Source organism: Halomonas sp. Cn5-12 (genome assembly GCF_021532545.1).
GTDB classification, from domain to species: Bacteria; Pseudomonadota; Gammaproteobacteria; order Pseudomonadales; family Halomonadaceae; genus Vreelandella; species Vreelandella aquamarina.
The window spans coordinates 21,931-40,224 of record NZ_JAKGAY010000031.1 but is presented as its reverse complement, the minus strand read 5'-3'; the positions used below and the strand labels follow the sequence as shown (position 1 = coordinate 40,224).

At 53.8% G+C, this 18,294-nt stretch carries 18 protein-coding genes and 1 pseudogene; 3 read left to right on the top strand and 16 right to left on the bottom strand.

Annotated features, from left to right (window positions below):
• Positions 1-133: 133 nt before the first annotated feature.
• The 3 genes from L1249_RS14345 to L1249_RS14335 form a co-directional block, all read right to left on the bottom strand.
• Entirely contained in the window at positions 134-1,354 is a 1,221-nt protein-coding gene (locus tag L1249_RS14345) for a glycosyl transferase (protein ID WP_230835201.1), read from the bottom strand.
• A 19-nt stretch (positions 1,355-1,373) separates the two neighbouring features.
• Positions 1,374-2,321 (bottom strand): HAD-IIB family hydrolase, encoded by a 948-nt coding sequence (locus tag L1249_RS14340; RefSeq protein ID WP_213262892.1) that lies wholly within the window; start codon positions 2,319-2,321, stop codon positions 1,374-1,376.
• A gap of 387 nt (positions 2,322-2,708) precedes the next feature.
• Positions 2,709-3,746, bottom strand: a complete 1,038-nt coding sequence (locus L1249_RS14335; RefSeq protein ID WP_235253665.1) for an OmpA family protein — start codon at positions 3,744-3,746, stop codon at positions 2,709-2,711.
• Between the two features lie 104 nt (positions 3,747-3,850).
• Here L1249_RS14335 and L1249_RS14330 point away from each other — a divergent pair, with 104 nt between their 5' ends.
• The 3 genes from L1249_RS14330 to L1249_RS14320 are packed head-to-tail and all read left to right on the top strand — an operon-like array spanning position 3,851 to position 6,040.
• Entirely contained in the window at positions 3,851-4,588 is a 738-nt protein-coding gene (locus tag L1249_RS14330) for a hypothetical protein (RefSeq protein WP_442908442.1), read from the top strand.
• Positions 4,589-4,593: 5 nt separating this feature from the next.
• The gene (locus L1249_RS14325; RefSeq protein ID WP_230835199.1) at positions 4,594-5,157 is read left to right on the top strand and encodes a FlgO family outer membrane protein; all 564 of its coding nucleotides are present in this window, start codon (positions 4,594-4,596) and stop codon (positions 5,155-5,157) included.
• 49 nt (positions 5,158-5,206) lie between these two features.
• On the top strand, positions 5,207-6,040 hold the full coding sequence (locus L1249_RS14320) for a glycosyltransferase family 32 protein (protein ID WP_235253663.1): 834 nt from the start codon (positions 5,207-5,209) through the stop codon (positions 6,038-6,040).
• A 46-nt stretch (positions 6,041-6,086) separates the two neighbouring features.
• On the opposite strand, the gene L1249_RS14315 is transcribed toward L1249_RS14320, so the two are convergent.
• From L1249_RS14315 to L1249_RS14260, 13 genes and pseudogenes are all read right to left on the bottom strand, one after another.
• Positions 6,087-7,337, bottom strand: a complete 1,251-nt coding sequence (locus L1249_RS14315) for an O-antigen ligase family protein (RefSeq protein ID WP_235253661.1) — start codon at positions 7,335-7,337, stop codon at positions 6,087-6,089.
• 60 nt (positions 7,338-7,397) lie between these two features.
• Positions 7,398-7,640: an MBL fold metallo-hydrolase RNA specificity domain-containing protein gene (locus L1249_RS17715; protein ID WP_442908444.1), complete on the bottom strand. Its 243-nt coding sequence runs from the start codon at positions 7,638-7,640 to the stop codon at positions 7,398-7,400.
• Between the two features lie 42 nt (positions 7,641-7,682).
• Positions 7,683-8,729, bottom strand: a pseudogene (locus tag L1249_RS14310) (MBL fold metallo-hydrolase); the annotation flags it as partial.
• Positions 8,730-8,878: 149 nt separating this feature from the next.
• A complete protein-coding gene (locus L1249_RS14305; protein ID WP_235253660.1) occupies positions 8,879-10,021 on the bottom strand; it encodes an RNA-guided endonuclease InsQ/TnpB family protein in 1,143 nt (380 codons plus the stop codon).
• Positions 10,022-10,253: 232 nt separating this feature from the next.
• Entirely contained in the window at positions 10,254-10,802 is a 549-nt protein-coding gene (rfbC, locus tag L1249_RS14300) for a dTDP-4-dehydrorhamnose 3,5-epimerase (protein WP_083025558.1), read from the bottom strand.
• Positions 10,802-11,686, bottom strand: a complete 885-nt coding sequence (gene rfbA, locus L1249_RS14295) for a glucose-1-phosphate thymidylyltransferase RfbA (protein ID WP_235253659.1) — start codon at positions 11,684-11,686, stop codon at positions 10,802-10,804. The genes rfbC and rfbA overlap by 1 nt, the downstream gene beginning before the upstream one ends.
• Before the next feature lie 30 nt (positions 11,687-11,716).
• A complete protein-coding gene (gene rfbD, locus L1249_RS14290) occupies positions 11,717-12,628 on the bottom strand; it encodes a dTDP-4-dehydrorhamnose reductase (RefSeq protein ID WP_235253658.1) in 912 nt (303 codons plus the stop codon).
• Between the two features lie 136 nt (positions 12,629-12,764).
• Positions 12,765-13,241: a hypothetical protein gene (locus L1249_RS14285; protein WP_083025554.1), complete on the bottom strand. Its 477-nt coding sequence runs from the start codon at positions 13,239-13,241 to the stop codon at positions 12,765-12,767.
• Positions 13,238-13,537 carry a nucleotidyltransferase domain-containing protein gene (locus tag L1249_RS14280; RefSeq protein WP_083025552.1) on the bottom strand — a complete coding sequence of 100 codons (300 nt, stop codon included), beginning with the start codon at positions 13,535-13,537 and terminating at the stop codon, positions 13,238-13,240. Before L1249_RS14280 ends, L1249_RS14285 begins: the two co-directional genes overlap by 4 nt.
• A 140-nt stretch (positions 13,538-13,677) precedes the next feature.
• Positions 13,678-14,736: a dTDP-glucose 4,6-dehydratase gene (gene rfbB, locus L1249_RS14275; RefSeq protein ID WP_235253657.1), complete on the bottom strand. Its 1,059-nt coding sequence runs from the start codon at positions 14,734-14,736 to the stop codon at positions 13,678-13,680.
• Positions 14,737-14,815: 79 nt separating this feature from the next.
• Complete coding sequence (gene galE / locus L1249_RS14270; RefSeq protein ID WP_235253656.1) at positions 14,816-15,811, bottom strand: UDP-glucose 4-epimerase GalE; 996 nt, start codon at positions 15,809-15,811, stop codon at positions 14,816-14,818.
• A gap of 107 nt (positions 15,812-15,918) precedes the next feature.
• Positions 15,919-17,304: an undecaprenyl-phosphate glucose phosphotransferase gene (locus tag L1249_RS14265; protein WP_082051484.1), complete on the bottom strand. Its 1,386-nt coding sequence runs from the start codon at positions 17,302-17,304 to the stop codon at positions 15,919-15,921.
• Between the two features lie 45 nt (positions 17,305-17,349).
• Complete coding sequence (locus L1249_RS14260; RefSeq protein ID WP_205408462.1) at positions 17,350-18,273, bottom strand: glycosyltransferase family 2 protein; 924 nt, start codon at positions 18,271-18,273, stop codon at positions 17,350-17,352.
• Positions 18,274-18,294 lie beyond the last annotated feature (21 nt).

Below are 18,294 nucleotides of genomic sequence, written 5' to 3'. Positions count from 1 at the left end.
AGCGACCGGAGCGGAGGGCAGCGGCCTAGCTGCTATCTAGTGAAGGCGTGTGGAAGCAGGAAGGTTCTGGGGGTGATCTCAGAACCCTCGCCCAAAGCGCGAAGCGCGGCGGGCGGGGAGTGTCAGTTCCCAGCTACACCCTGCCCTGGTTATCCGACTCTACCGCTTCGTGCATCCGCGCCAGTATGTCGGGTACAGCGGCCTGAACGCGGTTCCAGCTAGGAATAAATGGCCGTTCGCGGGGGTTATCCAAAAACAGGTTGCCCGCTTCCAGCAGGTTGCTGGCAAATAACTCCACCGCCTGCTCTTCACAGTGACGGTCTAAACTCAGGCCGTTCATGGTGGCGTCGTGGTCGTAGGCTTCGATCAAATCGAGTGCTAAACGATAGTACGTGGCTTTTAGCGTGCGAAAGTCTTCACTGCTAAAGCTTACGCCTTGGGTGGCCAGCTTGCGATATAGCGCTTTCGCGATATCCAGGCTCATGCGGTTAAGGCCTGCATTGGCGTCATCTTCGCTAACGGGCTGATGCTTGTGATCGTAGGCATCGGCAATATCGACCTGACATAGCTGGCGGTGGGAGTAGTTGCGCTGCAGCTCAGAGAGTACGCCAATTTCCAGCCCCCAGTCGGCAGGAATACGGATGCCTTCCAGCACATCGCTGCGCATTGCGAACTCTCCAGAGAGCGGGTAGCGGAAGCTATCTAAGTAGTCCAAATAGGGTAGCGGCCCGCATACCGTTTTTAGTGCCCGCAGCAGCGGCGTCACCATCAACCGAGAAACGCGGCCGTTCAGTTTTCCTTCCGCGATGCGCGGGTAGTAGCCCTTACAGAAGCGGTAGTTAAAACGTGGATGCGCCACGGGGTACATGAGCCGAGCCAACAGGCTGCGGTCGTAGGTCAGGATATCGCAGTCGTGTAATCCCACCACCGACGAGCGGCCAGACGCCAGCACGTAACCTGCGCAATACCACACGTTGCGCCCTTTGCCTGGCTCTAACGCTCCCAGACCGTGGCTTTCCAGCTCGGCGTCTAACTCACGCAGGCGTGGCCCGTCGTTCCATAGAATGCGGGTGTGCTGGGGCAAGCGAGAGAAAAACTCCCGGGCGTACAAGAATTGCTCACGGTCGGCGCGGTCCAGGCCAATTACAATCTCGTTGAGGTAAGGCACCTTCACTAACTCATCCACGATGGCTGAAAGCGCCGGACCTTCCAGCTCGGAAAACAGCGACGGCAGTATCAACCCCATCGGGCGACGCTTAGCAAACTGACTCAGCTCCTGCTCCAGTGCCTCTACCGGGCGGCGAGTTAGGTTATGAAAATCGGTGATAACGCCATTTTGATGAAAGTCACTCATTCGCTGATCCCCTTTTGGGTTAGGCCGTTTCTGGTTGTTGGCTGAGTACCGCCGCTAGTCGGCGGTCGTCTCGCCCCCACCAGTGGGCTACCCCCTCGGCCCAGCCCGTTGGTCCAGTTTCCTTAGTGCGATAAAGCGCTGTGTTCGTGGGTGTGACGGTTAAGTCGTGGCAGCCTTTAATCACGACAGCCTGATCGACGGCATCGAGCATGGAAATATCATTGGGGCCATCGCCTAGCCCTAATGAGAGCGGCGCACGACCCCGTAAAGCGGTAAATCGTTTAACCAGCCAGTCAACGGCACTGCCTTTATCCGAGGCCTTACCCATTACGTGCCAAAAGCGCCCGCCTTGCGTCAGCGTCAACCCATCGCCCTCAAGCGCTAAGCGAAAGTTTGCCAGCGCGGCCTCGTCGTCTTCCCAGATAAGCGGCTCGCTGCCTTCACGCTTTCGGGCAGCCTTGGCACGGGGTTCATCTAAACCGGTAAGCGCCATGACTTGGGTAATATCCAGCTCACTCATACGGGTAAAACGAACGCCCAGGCGTTTGCGCCAGACGTTAAGCCGTGCCCGGATAAAGCCCACATCTACTCCAGTGTGTTTAACCACCACGCCATCCAGGCCACTCCCTGGGCGGTCTAGCCGTGCGTGACACCAGCCCGGTGGCAGGCCAATCACAGCGCCGTTTTCCGCCACAAATGGGGTAGCTGTCAGGCCTAGCGCTTCACGCAGGGAAATAAGCTCGGCACGGGTTTTACTAGTGACCGGTATAACGGGCACGCCCTGCTTTTTTAGGCGCGCCAGCCAAGGCGCTGCCGGTGAGAAGTCATAGCTGTGGTGGTCTAGCAAGGAACCGTCTAGGTCAGTGACCACCAAGCGCGGTTGAAGCGCTGGGTCAGCACTATCGGGCGACAGCGCTATATCAGGCAACTCAGCCTGAGTATGTGCAGTGCGAGTCTGTTCGGTCATGGCACCACCTTATTGCAATCTTAAAAGCCGTTACGCAGGCATTTCTTTCGGATAAGCAATAAAGCAGAATGTATGCCAATGAAGTTCATCTAATATAAATCAAATACTTAAAATCAAAGAAAGGGTGCTGAAGGCTTGAGCACCAAAAAAGCGCATCAGAAAAGCACCAAATAGGTGCAAAAATGGTGAACTAAGTTTTTCATTTAAGATGTCGGCCTAAAAGCCTACAAAAAATTGCACAAGCGCTTGGCAAAATCTCATAAATAGCTATACTTATATTGTACTCACTGACATTCATGTCCACCCCCTCACCTGATGTCAGTGAGCCAAGCCCTTTCAAGCCCGCCTACCCCCGGCGGGCTTTTTTTGCGCTTGCTTTGCCTGCTCTTACTCTACATGGATGACCACTTCTACTCGGCGGTTGCGGGCACGCCCTTCGGCGGTGTCGTTATCGGCTAGCGGCTGGGTAGCCGCTAGGCCCACTGCCCGCAAACGCTCAGAGGCCACACCCGCCTCCTCCAAGGCTTCTACAATGGCGATAGCACGGGCGCTTGAAAGCGCCCAGTTAGATGAAAACTCCGGCGTGTTAATGGTTTGGCTATCGGAGTGCCCCTCTACCCATACTTCACCATCGTAGCGCTGAATGGTTTCCAGCAGGCTACCCACCAACGATGAGCCGCCTTCGGTAAGCTCCGCCGTAGCAGAAGGGAACAGCAGCCTATCTTGCACCCGCAAGCTAATGCCCTCCGCCACACGAGAGACCTCTACGCCCTCTAAATTTGGCAGATACGCTGACGTTTCAACGCGCTCAGGCAGGCTTGTGTCCAGCGCTAGGGCGCTGCTGATGGCCTCATCGCTGATTTCCTGAACATTAACCGGGGGGCGATCCGTCAGCAGCACCATATAATCTGCCATGGGCGAAGTGGCCACCTCTTCTTCTACGCGCACCAAAGGAGTAGGAAGTATCGGTGTCAGGCGTTCAGACAGCGTCTTAACGAACGGTAGCTCCTCGGCCGGCGTTAGCTCTGCTGGTTCAGGGAGTGCTAATAGCGGCGGCACCCTAAAGGTGGAGACAGAACGGGTGGGTAAACCCGCCACACCCAGCGCGGCACTAATCGCCATCGGATTTAGCGTTCCAGGGGCAGATGCCAACCCCGAGCTACGTTGTGAACGAAATTCATCCAACACGTCGGGCAACGGCACTTCCAGCGGTGGCGCAATGAGGTTATCAGGCTCAACCTGGTTATCCGCAGATGACCACTCCGGGCTTGTCACCCCAGCTGCGGCGATAATAATCACAAACAGTGCCACCAACAGCGTCATAATGTCGATGTAGCTAATCATCCAGCCGCTATTGCTCTCGTCTTCGGGGTACGTAGACAACAGCGAATCATGGCGTGGGCCGCTGCGGTGGTCTTCAAGCATGGGTGTTATCACTCATTCAAGTTTCTAACCTCGTGGCCGATCTAAGCTAAGCATGGCAAACTAGTCTATCAAATAGCTGTTTAGTAGCGATAAGGAACTATCAGGTGCGCATTCTTCCCACGTCATTCCCCATTGTCCACTTTTTACGCCCCGTTGGCCTGGGAATTGCCAGCCTGATGCTGAGTGGTTGTTTTTATGCCAACACATCACAGGCACCTATCGCCACCACTTACCCTTACACGGAACAGCAGCGCATGCAGGCGGCCCATCACTGGGATGTACTCGCACGCCATGAAGCTACCCAAATCCTACAGCGCGAACGCGTGCGTTTTCGTGATTTTTACATTACCCCCGCAGAAGAAAGCAGCGCCTCTGCCTATAGTGGCGGCGAGTTTGGTCGGGGCTTTCGTACTTTGCTCACCAGCGAGCTAGTATCACGCGGCGCGACATTGATGACCGTTCCCACAGCGAATACCGCCAACATTCATGTCGATGTTGAAGTTGTGACGCATCGAGATCGTGGCTTTATACGCCCGCCCGTGGGCGCATTCACAGCCTTAACCGCTGGCATTGCTGTGGCCACCATTCCTTATAATCAGTGGAGCGAACCTGCATTAGCGCTTATCCCTGGTGCGATTGCTGCCGATATTACCAGCGGCAGCTGGACGCATACCGGCAATGAAGAAGTGATTATTACCACCCAAATTTTAGACGGCGAACGAATCATCTACTCCTCCTCCAATATCTATTACATTAATGCAGGTGACCGCCGTCACTACGCGCCGCACCGGGTTCCCCAAGCGCCCACCACGCCAACAGTTTCTATCACCGACACCTGGTAATGTTTATGTCTTTACGATCTCTGTGCGCTCCTATTCGCGTAATGATGCTGCTGCTCACTATGCTGGTGCTAACGGGCTGCTCGACGCTAGGCAGTAATGCCCAACCGGAAGAGCCTAAACCTGATCTTTCTCAGCTTGCCCATCAGGCAGCGCAGCAGATGGTGGCGAACAACCCAGACCTGACCCGCTACAGCCCCATGATTGCCGCTACCTTTGTCAGCATCGATAACCTAAGCCAATCCTCTACTTTTGGCCGTATTAGCTCGGAGATCATGGCGTCCGCTTTGGCACAGCAAGGCATGCAGGTTCGCGAAGTCAAAATGCGTGACAGCATGTTTATTGAAGAGAGCGTGGGTGAACTTATTCTCTCCCGCCAAGTTCAACGTCTTAGCGCCCAGCACAACGCCCGCTCGATTTTGATGGGAACTTATGCCCAAGGGCAGGATTACCTCTATGTGAGCGCACGGGTAGTTCGCGCTGGCGATGCCATGGTATTGGGTAGCGCAGATTTCCAGCTACCGCTCGACAATAACATGCGCAGCCTACTGGAAGGCCAAGGAGGCTGGTAACGCCCCTTCGCTTAACCGTTACGCACGGAACTAATTTAAAAGGATTCTCATGCCTACAAGGCCTGCCACCAACAAAACGCTGATAGTGGTTGTTAGCCGTTTTATTAAGCTATTTGCTAACATTACCAAGTTACTCAGCTATGTCTTTCACGCTATTGTTCCCAACAAGCGCTTCACGCTGCCAGAGCGCTCCGCGCCCTGGTTAGCGCCTAAAAATGATTCGGTAGTTCCACGTATTATTTGGCAAACCAACTTTACCAATAAAGTCACCCTGCCGGTTTATCTCAACTACCTGTTCAACCGCCTGATGGCCCCGCGCTTTGAGTATCGGTTTATGATTACCGAAGCCCGAAAAGCATTCATTGCCGAACACTACGACAAAGATATTAATCAGCAGTACTCACGGCTGCAAATTGGTGCCGCCCAGGCGGATTTTTGGCGCTTATTGGTACTGCAAAAACATGGCGGGGTCTACCTGGATATCGATGCCCACGCCATTTGGCCACTTGGCAGCGTGATACCTAACGATATTGACGAGCTTTATGTTACTACCCGTAAGGGCGAGCTAAGTAACTACTTTATTGCCAGCAAACCCAACAACCCTAATCTGGCGCTGCTCATTGAACAAATTAGCGTCAATATCAAGCAGAATGAGTTGACTAATGTGTTCGACATTACCGGGCCTGGGGTATTTATCCAGTGGCTAACCCACGCCAACGTGCCTACCGTGTCTTACCGCCACGCCTGTAACCAGGGCAGCTTTACCAACGAGCACTTTCAGTACATTGATAAAAAAGCGGGTAAATGGACGCGGGAGCAAAAAACCGTTGCGGTTATAGCGCCTACAGCAGCTGAAGAGGCACCGCTTAACGATGCGAACTAAATAAAGCTGGGTGCCGCGCACCCAGCTTTATTTCCCCACCCGGCCTTTACGACACAATTCTCCTTCTTGCACGATAACTCCCCCATAGCACCGCTAACCAAAACGCATAGAAAGTAGCGCCGCTGTTATGGGCCAAAAAAGTTTGCGATAAACCAAAATCAATAAATGCGACCGGTAACAGCGTGCCCGCTACCGCCAATGAGCGAGTGGGCAAATCAGGGTGCGATAAGCTAGGGGCAAACATCCTCATCGGGATCATATAAAGCATGAGCAGCACGGCCAGCCCTACCAGCCCTCGTTTAGCAAAGGCATCGATAAACTCGTTATGGGCATGGCCAAACTCCGCCGCCACGGGGGAGATAACACCCTGCTCGCCTAGTTCCCCCAAAGCCTCACGGTAGCCAGCCTCGCCCCAGCCCAGCAGTGGCCGCTCGGCAATTAACTGAGCAGCCCCGCGCCACATTTCAAAACGCAAACCCAGCGACGTTTCGGTTTTCGTACCGGCGACATAGTGGCTAATATCGCTAACAGCAGCCTCAACCCGTTGCTGAACCCCCGTTTGCGGCAGCACATATACCGCTGCAAACAGGGTGAATACTGCTCCAACCGCGCCTACCTTTATCGCCATCGGCAACTGGCGGCCATAGCCACGGTAGAGCACATACCCCACCACCGGCAGCCCCACCCAGCCGCCACGGCTACCGGACATCAACGAGCCCAGCATCCCCAGCAAAGCCCCCAGCAGTAGTAAAGCAACCCACACATGACGTTGGCGCTGAACCACTGCCCATCCCAAGCCCGCAAAGCACAGCACGCCCATTAACATGCTTAAATTGCCAAACTGGATCGCGTGCAGAAAGCCACTCGCCCGCGCAACGCCCTCTACCAGTTTCAACCACAGCGCCAAACTACCGGCGCCAATAGCGCCTAGTGCCACCCCACCCCACAGCCAGCTTAAACGCGGCGGGTAGCGCAGTATCAGCAGCAGCACCGGGATGGCCAATAAAAAGCGCAGCGGCCTATCAAAACCACGAGAACCAAGCTCAACCGCCGACATAACGCCCACCACCAGGCCGTAGGCCACTAACGCTACGATGATCCAGCGGTCTTGGGGGAGCAGCACAAAGGAGGAGCACTTAAAGCGCTTAAATAGCAGGGCAGCGCTCGCCAGCAGGAGTAGCACGGGGCCAATGGAGTAACCAGAAGGTACCACCAGCGCCAGCGCGCCCATCAAAAACACAGCGAGACTGGTAACGTGAGACAACGGCTCAGAACGGGGAACATTGGGGTTTAACATACAGCTCACTAACCTAACCAGCGTCATAAAGCCGCTGATAGTAGCATAGCCCCAACCTAGCTACTCTGGCTGATTCACCGGTAACGTTACCTTCAGCGTCTTACCGTGCTTAGCGGCTAACGATTCAAGAGCCACTTTTAGCGCCCTTCTGGCCTCGGCATCCCCGTGTACCAAATGGATGCTACGCGGCCAGTGGCGCATCTGCTTAACAAAGCCCAGTAATCCCGCTTGATCCGCGTGGGCAGAGTAGCCACTGATGGTGGTCACCCCCGCTTTAATGTCATAACGCTCGCCATCCAACATCACCCAGCCGCCCTGGGGGCCATAGCGCTGAATATCCCGCCCCGGCGTGCCAGCGCCTTGGTAACCTACAAACAGCACCTGATGGCGCGCATCACCCAGCATAGCTTTTAAATAGTTCACCACCCGCCCACCGGCACACATGCCACTAGCAGCAATCACCACCGCAGGCCGCCCGCTTTCGGCTAAATAGCGCACCGTTTGCTCATGGGTTGCGTGGCTATCCACTGTGTAGAGCGATGCAAAGCTCAGCGGATGACGGCCAGCGCGAACTCGGGTTTGCGCCTCGCTGTCCCAAAACGGCTTGAGGTCTCGGTACACCTGGGTAAAGCGCGCCGCCAGCGGCGAATCGACAATAATTTCTAACGACTTCCACAGTGACTGCTTATCCGCACGATGAATAATACCCTCAAGCTCATATAGCAGCTCTTGGGTACGGCCAATGCTAAACGCTGGCACAATTACCGTGCCGTTATTATGGAGCGCGCGCTCAATGGCCTGTTTTAGCTTAGCGGCTCTATCCAAGCGGCCTTCGTGCAAACGGTTACCATAGGTGGATTCCAACACCAGCACATCCGCTTTAGCAGGGGCTTTTGGTGCTGGCAGCAAGGGGGAGTTGGCAGCGCCCAAATCACCTGAAAACACCACCCGCTGCCGCCGCTTGGTAGAAGGGTCGCGCAGGGCAACCTCCACATAGCTGGAGCCTAAAATATGCCCCGCGCGCTGGAGCTTCATGTTCACATGGCAAGTAGGTGTTGATGTGACGTTATGCCATTTACCAAACGCTAATGGCACTAACTGCTGTTCCACACGCTGCAAAAACTGCTCAATTAACCGAGCATCGCGGGTAAAGCCAATTTTTAAAGCGTCTTCAATCACCAGCGGCAACAGCTTGGCCGAGGGCTTGGAGCAAAAAATCGGCCCCGTAAACCCGGCGGCCAATAAATAAGGCAAGCGCCCAACGTGGTCGATATGCACATGGGTAATCACTAACGCATCGATAGTGTTAACATCAAAATCGATGGTTAACTGCTTAAACTCATCCTGCTCGGCATCTTCACCCTGAAAAAGGCCGCAATCAATTAACAGCGAACGGTGATCACCTTGACCTCCTCCCCTCCCTCAGCTTCTTAGGAAGCTGAGGGAGGGGATTCCCTGGTTGTCGCCTTCCAGGTTCCTGCTTCGCTGTCCGTTGCCTTCAATGCCTTGGCATTGCCGGTCTTACACAAACTCAACAGGCGTCAATTCCCGAGGGCCCCTCGGTATTTGCTGCAACTCTCGGCACCGGCGAGTAGCGCGGTGCCGGCGTGTAGGATGTTTCGAGCGGCATTGAGGTCACGGTCAATGCCCTGGGTGCCGCAGCTTGGGCAATCCCAGACGCGCACGTCGAGCGGCAGTGCCTCCTGCACAAAGCCGCAGCCATGGCAGCGTTTGCTGCTGGGGTACCAGCGGTCGATCTGGATGAACTGCCGTCCCGCCCACGCCGCTTTGTACTCAAGCTGGCGAACCAACTCCCCCCAGCCGACATCGCTGATCGCTTTGGAAAGGTGACGGTTTTTAACCAGGTGCTTCACCTGCAAACTCTCCGCCGCGATCACTTGGTTGTCGTTCACGATCTGGCGGGTGAGTTGATGCAGGTGGTCACGCCGAGTATCGGCAATCTTGGCGTGGCATTTGGCGACCTTTAACCGCGCTTTGGCGCGGTTATTCGAACCTTTTTGCTTACGGCTCAATTGCCGCTGCGCCCGCGCCAGCTTGCGCGCATAGCGTGCCGTATGGCGGGGATTGTTGACCCGCTGACCCTCGCTGGTGACGAATAGGTCTTTCAGCCCCAGGTCGATACCGACCATCTTGGGCGTGATCGGCAGCGCTTCAGTGTCCACTTTGCACAGGCAGCTAATGAAGTAACGACCGGCGCGGTCTTTGGAAACGGTCACCGTGCTGGGTGCTGAGGGCAGGTCGCGGCTCCAGCGGATGTTGAGCGGTTCGCGGCACTTGGCCAGCGTGATTTGGCCATTGCGGTACGAAAACGCCGAACTGGCAAAGGTTGCCGACTGCCGGTGTTTCTTGGATTTAAAGTGGGGGTAGCGTGCCCGCTTGGCAAAGAAATGCTTGAACGCGGTTTGCTGATGGCGTAAGCATTGCTGCAACGGCACCGAACTAACCTCGGTTAGAAAGGCGGTGTCCGACTGCTTCTTGAGTTGCGTCAGGAACGCACTGGCGTCGTGATAGCCGATTTTCTCCTGGCGCTGATAGAACGCATCGGTGCGATAGCGCAGTACGGCATTCCACACAAACCGGACGCATCCGAACGTCCGCGCCAGCAGGGTTGCCTGCTCGGGCGTCGGATAGAAACGGTATCTGTAGGCGCGTTCGGTTGTCATGGCTTACACATTAGCCATCTAGCGGTAAGAAAACAAGGCGTCCTGGCGGACGCCGCGCTATCCATCCGCTCACTAAAAGTAAGCGGTTTTCCGCGCTGACTGATAAAACACAGCGGCCGCAGTGGTATAGCCGTATACGGGCACTAACCTAGCCGTTTAATGATTGCCCCCGCATTCAGCGGGGGCCTTACTCACAGCTGATCGAGCGACTGTTAGCAGCGCAAATTAAACGCTACTCATATACCTCAGCTTCAGACAGCTGACTACCCGCCTGATCTTTTTCCGACAGCGCAATCTCTACCGGCAACGTGGGCCACTCAATGGCAAGCTCCGGGTCATCGAAACGGATGCAGCGCTCTGATTCAGGGTGGTAGTAATCAGTGGTTTTGTACAAGAAGTCAGCGGTTTCTGAAAGCACTACAAACGCATGACCAAAGCCTTCCGGCACCCACAGTTGGCGATTATTGTCAGCAGACAGCTCAACGCCTACCCACTGCCCAAAATGCGCCGAATGGCGGCGCAGGTCTACCGCCACATCCCACACGCTGCCCTGGGTAACGCGCACCAGCTTACCTTGCGGCTGCTCAAGCTGGTAATGGATGCCACGTAGCACCCCCTGGCGAGAGCGGGAGTGGTTATCCTGCACAAACTCGCGCTTGCACCCGGTCGCCTCTTCAAACGCTTTTTGATTAAAGCTTTCCATAAAAAAGCCACGGGCATCGCCAAACACCTTAGGGGAAAGAATGAACACCCCTGGTAGAGACGTTTCTTCAACCTGCATTAGTGGCCACCTTTAGCATCTAAACGGTTTAACAAGTACTGACCATAGCCGGTTTTTGCCAGTGCCGTGGCGCTTTCACGCAGCGACTCATCGCTTAGCCAGCCCTGCTGCCAGGCAATCTCTTCCAGGCAAGCCACTTTCAGCCCTTGGCGGTGCTCAATGGTTTGCACGTACTGGCTCGCCTCTAACAGGCTATCGTGGGTTCCGGTATCCAACCAGGCAAAACCACGGCCCAAGCGCTCAACACGCAGGTCGCCACGTTCTAGGTAGGCATTATTAATGCTGGTAATTTCCAACTCGCCGCGGTCAGAAGGCTTTACATGCTTGGCGATCTCGACCACATCGTTATCGTAAAAATAGAGCCCGGTGACTGCATAAGGCGACTTCGGCTTGGCGGGTTTTTCCTCAATAGAGACCGCCTTACCCTCAGCATCAAACTCCACCACCCCAAAGCGCTCCGGGTCCTTAACTAAATAACCAAACACCGTTGCACCGCTAGCCTGTGCAGAAGCGCGCTTTAGCTGCTCGGAAAAGTGCTGGCCGTGGAAAATGTTATCACCCAGCACCAAGCACACCGGTGCATCGCCAATAAACTCTTCACCAATAATAAACGCCTGCGCCAAGCCATCTGGGCTAGGCTGCACTGCGTACTCAAAGCGCACACCGAAAGAGTCGCCATTGCCCAGCAGGCTTTCATACTGAGGCAAATCTTCCGGGGTAGAGATAATCAAAATCTCGCGGATGCCAGCCAGCATTAACACCGAAATCGGATAATAGATCATCGGCTTGTCGTAAATCGGCAGCAGCTGCTTTGAAACACCGCGCGTGATGGGGTGCAGGCGCGTACCGCTGCCACCTGCCAAGATAATGCCTTTACGTTGCATCGTATTGCTCCTTGCTCGTTACCCGCAGAACTAACGCGAGCTTGCTATTTCTTCCACGGTAAGCGCCAGCTGACTTTGCCAGCTGGGCAACTGGATGCCCAACGCTTGTTCAATTTTATCAACGCCCAGTCGAGAGTTAAGCGGGCGAACCGCTGGCGTAGGGTAATCGCTTGTTGGTATGGCTGAAACACCCTCAGGAGTAATCTCCAACGGTAGCCCAAGGTTACTGGCTAACTGGAAAATCTCGCAGGCAAAGCCATGCCAGCTCGTCGCCCCTTTAGGGGCTAAATGATACACGCCGCTCTCGATACCCGATGCCGTGGCTGTTTGTAGCTGAGTACCGTGTAGCTTAGTAAGCGCTTGCTGTGTGACTAACGCAATCAGCCGCGCAGGCGTTGGCGCACCAATTTGGTCACTTACAACGCTTAAGGCGCTACGCTCAGCTCCTAAACGCAGCATGGTTGATAAAAAACTCTTACCATGGGCGCTGTACACCCAGCTAGTGCGGAAAATCAGGTGCTGGCAGCTGCTCTTAACGACCGCTTCATCACCTGCTAGCTTGGTAGCCCCATAGGCATTGCATGGCCCCGTGGCATCGCCTTCCTGCCATGGAGTATCACCCTCACCGTTGTAAACGTAATCCGATGAGTAATGTACTAACCAGCCGCCCCGCTGCTGGCAATAAGCCGCCAACTGCGCGGGCAGCTCCGCGTTCAACCGCGTTGCCGCCTCAAGGTCTGTTTCAGCGTTATCGACCGCCGTATAAGCGGCGGCATTTACGATAAGGTCAGGCTGCTGTTGTGCCAAAAACGCATCCACGGCGTCAGCATCCAACAGATCCAAGGCCGCCCGGTTAGGCGCCACAATCTCACCAAGCGTAGCCAACTGACGGCGTAGCTCAAAGCCAACCTGGCCACTGCCGCCGGTGATCAGAACCTTCATAACCCATTCCTTTGTGAAACACTTGAATTCATCATCCTAGCCACCTGAGTACTACACCGGTGGCAGACAGCTTTAGCTCGCGATGCTTAATTGCTAGAAGTGAGCAACAGCGGTTTACAAGACTCAAAAGAATAACTCATTCTTGAAGCTGCTGTACTTGCAGCATCAGGTTTTCGGCAAACACTTTCAGCACCTCAACCTTTTGATGCGCTGTCGTCAGCGCACTGTGTAGAATGACAGCCTCCTCAATATATTCATGGATCATTTTATTTCGCAGTTGACGAAGGCTGATCCACTCCTCTGCAGAATCAAGCCAACCGTATTTTTCAGCTTTATTAAGATTTATTAATAAAGCGTTGGCTGACTCACCTAGTGCATTGAGCAGCGCTGGAAGTAATTTATCGCCGAGCGTGTCTTGAAGCCGACAAAATCGACTGGTGAACGCTTCAAGCGTGAGCGCTAGCGCCGGGTCTTGCTCCAGCTTCTCCACTCTCTCGAGCGTAAGAGAAGCACCAAACGCTTGGCTGTCTGCATAGTCCAGATGCTTAATTTCCTTACTCACCACTCTTACAAGAAAATTCAGCCTCTCTTGCGTTTCTGGCAATAGGTTCACAATACAATCCCTTGTTCTTGTGCAACATGGTGAATCATCGACTTCTCTAGATTAGGGGCATTCAGCACAATATCTATCTTTTGATCGCCCAATTGCTCAATGATCTTTGCTTCAATTCTAGCGATAGCCCAAGCAGGATTGCTTACCGCCTCTCCCACCGTAATCATCAGATCAATATCTCCACCTTTTGCGAGGTCATTGGTGCGTGAACCAAACACTCGCAGCTGGGCACCTTCGCCAAGCACATCCTTGGTAGCTTTTTTAATGGCTGTCACTTCTCTACCCGTTAATCGCACGGCTACTCTCCAGCGTATAAAGTACGTGAGCTGATACGGCACCCCGCCTTTTTACATTGTAACGTAAGGCAGGCGACCGTAAGCACCAGAGGAAGTAGCTTCAGCTCGCGACCGCTAGGCCACCAACACCAACCTCAGAGCTATAAGCTACCTAAACGTTCCCCTTGGTAGCTGCCATCCTGAACCCGCTGCCACCACTGCCGGTTTTCCAAATACCACTGCACGGTTTTACGCAACCCGGTTTCAAAGGTTTCTTCTGGCGTCCAGCCAAGTTCACGCTCAATCTTGCTGGCATCAATGGCGTAGCGCAGGTCGTGGCCTGGGCGGTCTTGTACAAAGGTAATCAACTCACGGTAGGAACGCTCGGCAGGCACCAGTTCCTGCAGCAGGTCGCACAGCGTTTCCACTACTTCAAGATTCGCCTTCTCGTTATGCCCGCCGATATTATAGGTTTCACCTACCACGCCTTCGGTGATGACCTTAACCAACGCACGGGCGTGGTCTTCTACATATAGCCAATCGCGCACCTGCTGGCCATCGCCATAGACCGGCAACGGCTTACCCGCCAGGGCGTTCAAAATCATCAGCGGGATAAGCTTTTCAGGGAAGTGATAAGGCCCATAGTTATTCGAGCAGTTCGTCACTAACACCGGCAGCCCATAGGTACGGTGCCAAGCCCGCACCAAATGGTCGGAACTTGCTTTACTGGCCGAATAAGGCGAGCTGGGCGCGTAAGGGGTTTCCTCGGTGAACAGATCTTCCGGCCCTTCTAAATCGCCGTACACCTCATCAGTAGATACGTGATGGAAGCGGAACGCCGCCGCCTTTTCAGGGGCCGTGGCCTGCAAGCCCTTCCAATACTGGCGGGCCGACTCTAATAGCGTATAAGTACCCACGATATTGGTTTGAACAAACGCCGCCGGGCCATCAATAGAGCGGTCCACGTGGGACTCCGCCGCCAGGTGCATCACCGCATCCGGCTGGTAGCGCTCAAAAATAGCTGCCATACGGGCAGCATCGCCAATATCCGCATGCTCAAAGGCGTAGCGCTCACTACCTTCTACTGAGCCCAACGATTCAAGATTACCGGCATAGGTTAACGCATCCACATTCACAACGGTGTGTTGAGTATTTTCAATGACATGACGCACAACCGCCGAGCCGATAAACCCTGCCCCACCGGTGATTAAAAATTTCATACTGAGTCTCGCTTTTACACATTTAACGTTGGCACCTGATAAAGATGGAGGCACCGGAATGATCAACAAATGGCTTTGGCTAACCCACTAACCAACGCTTTTTTTCCCATGCCCAGGCATGCTCAATAATTGTTTGCAGCTCAGCATATTGAGAACGCCAGCCAAGTACTTGCTGTGCCAAACGTGCATCTGCCACCAGCACTGCCGGATCTCCTGCGCGGCGCTCCCCTTCTTGAACCGTAACCGTATAACCGTCTTGACCAACCACTTTCTGGGCAGCGGCCACTACCTGCTGCACGGAAAACCCACTGCCATTCCCCAGGTTAAACGCGCAGGCACCGCTCAGTTTACCCGACACCAGATGATCAAGCGCCAAGGCATGCGCCGTGCATAAATCCTCCACATGGATATAGTCGCGAATACAGGTGCCATCCGAGGTGGGATAATCACGGCCAAATACGGTAATCGCGTCACGCTTACCTAGCGCGGCTTGCAGCACCAGTGGAATCAAATGCGTTTCCGGTTCGTGCCACTCGCCTAGCTGAACATCCGGGTCGGCACCGCAGGCATTGAAGTAACGTAGGGCGACCGAGTTAAGGCCATAAGCATGGGCGTAATCCTGCAGAATACGCTCTACCATCCATTTGCTGGCCCCATAGGGGTTGATCGGCGCGGTAGGGTGCTGCTCATCTATCGGTGTATAGTTCGGGTTGCCAAATACCGCAGCAGTCGATGAAAAGATCAAATTCGATACCTGGTGGCGGCACATAGCATCCAGCAGGTTCAGTGTATTCACCACATTGTTTTGATAATACTTGGAAGGCGAGGTTACCGATTCCCCCACCAAACTATGGGCAGCAAAATGCAGCACCGCCTGGAACGCATGAGCTTGGAATAGCTGGTCGAGTAATGGGGCGTCTGCTAAATCGCCCTTGACCAACGTGCCAAACGGCAGCGCTACACGCCCGCCGGTAGAATGATTATCCAGCACCCAGACCGCATGCCCTTCCTCTACCAAGCGCTTTACCATATGCGAGCCGATATAGCCCGCTCCCCCGACTACCAATACATTCACATGCAGCTCCTTTATTACTTGGGCAGGGTATCTCGGTTTCGACCGACCTTCCATTTTTGCAAGCAAACCACTCCTTGCTTCAGGCTAATAAATATATCAATCATATTTTAAACAGCGTTTTCGTGTATAAACCCCTTGAAAATTGTTAACAGTATAATTTTCAAGTCGAGCCAAATAGACCAGTTTTCTATGTACCAGAGGTCGCATTCAATTCGTTTAGCGAGGTCGGTATCACCGCGCCAGCCGTTGATTTGCGCCCAACCGGTAATGCCCGCCTTAACCATGTGCTTTTGCATATAACCAGGTATTTCGTGTTTGAACTGCTCTACGAAGAGCGTTCTTTCCGGTCTTGGACCTACGATGGACATATCGCCTTTAATGACGTTGATGAACTGCGGTAGCTCGTCAAGGCTGGTCTTACGCAGCAATTTTCCGAAGCGTGTCACTTCTTTTTTCTGGGCGCCTCCCCATTGAATGCCGTTTTTCTCTACCCCCATCGGCATCGAGCGAAACTTGAGCATCATGAAAGGCTGCCCGTTGAGCCCTACTCTCTCCTGACGATAAAAAACCGGTCCTGGGGAGGATAATTTCACCCCAAGCGCTAGTATTACCATAAGTGGGCTTATCAGTATTAGGATAAGGCTGGAGAGGACAATATCTTCCAGGCGTTTGAGCAGCCGAGCACTACCAGACATCGGCGAGCACGAGAGGTCGAGGAGAAACAGGTCAGCAACATTGGAAACGCTATGGTTGATTAAGCGAAAATCACGCATGTCTGGCATGTAGCGTACATTGCCTGTGGAGAGGCTTAGCGATGCCTGAATGCGCCTTACGTCTTCACCTCGTGAAATGGGCAGGCAGATCCAGACTTCTTCTTCGTTGTGCTCTATGGATTCTCCCAGGCGGTAGCTTTCATGGCGAGTTTTTTGTAGTTCATTCGCTTCGTCATCACCAATTACCAGTATCCGTTCAATATCGAACCCGGCCTGGGGATGGCGTTCTAGGTGCTGAATAGCGGTGGCGCAGGAGTGAGCATCGCCCACTAGCAGTACGCTGCGACGGTTTCTGCCGCTCATTCGTACTCGGCTAAGGATGGGGTAAGCAACCAACCGGAGCACAATAGAGAACAGGCAAGCGCTGGAGATCCACATTATGACCCATAGGCGAGAATATTTTGCTCCATACTGAAAGAGAAATAGAATTAAGGCTAATACAGCACCTACTAAAAAATAACCAAATAACAAGCGCATGATGAGCACTGTCCGCACACGCCCGCGCCAAGAAATATAGATACCTAATCTTGAGAAGATCAAGAGCGCAGCCAGCGCACCCAGTGGCATTAAGAGGCCGTAGCTCTCGCTCATTTCGGTTTGCCCGAAACGCAAGAGGTAGGCTAGCCAGCCACCGGCGAAAATGATGGCCAAATCAGCCAGTCTGATCAGGGTGTTGGTATAGGCATCGAAACCATAAAGATGCCGGTTGGAGTGTTTCATCGTGTACTGCTCCGTTTAATTAATTATCCATTCCATGTGGCTTGATTATTGCGCTGTACGCCAGTAGCCCTTGTGCATACTTAGTGACTTACGTACTCGTTCTGGCAGGCGCCTGTGCTGCTGACCCAGCTTGTAGCCCACTAGCTTGCAGGCGTTTGCAAGAAATGATGTAGGCCACCAGTGGCACCGCTGCCATCCTAAGTAGCGCAGCTCTGAGCGTACGTAGCGCTGCCCTTCGCCACCCGCACCTCCAAAAGCTTGCCGTATCCAGTCTTCTTCGGCATGAAAAACGCCTATATCAAAATAGCGCTTGAATTCTTGTTGAGCAGTATAGTCGTGTGAATGATGACAGCAGGCATCACCTGCGTAGGCGACTTTCCATCCTTGTTGAAGCATTTTTGCTGCTACGTACATATCTTCAGCAAGAATTACATGGCTGGGAAACCCTCCTACTGCTTCCAATGCCGTGGCTCGGTAAGCAGCAAATGAGTTTGACATGAAGGCTGTCTTTATCCCTAGCTCTGCTACATCAGCCATGGACTTGGTTCGGCTAGTGGCCGGGTAGTTAAAATGGCGTGCATGGGAAGCTAAGGGGTTTGCATCCAGGTGCGGTAGCTGCCTTCCACAGACGGCGCCCACTTGCGAGTCGGTAAAGGGGGCAAGGAGCCGTGCGATGGCATCAGGCTCGGCGAGATAGGCGTCCTGAGTCAGGAAAATGTAGTACCGATACCCTGGTCGATCATGGATCGCTTTTTGTCGCGTGGCTCCATGATTGAATTCGCGCTGGGGAATGATGCTGTGGTCTATTCCTGCGCCTTGCAGATAGCTGGCGGTACCATCTGTCGAGGAGGAGTCAATCACATAGAGATTGATAGCATCGAGAGGTAGGCTGCCTATTAGGCGGCTTAAATCGTGTAATCCGTTATAGGTTGGTACAACGACCAGTGTATCGTCAAAATGCGCATTCACGCTGAATCACCTTATAAAATC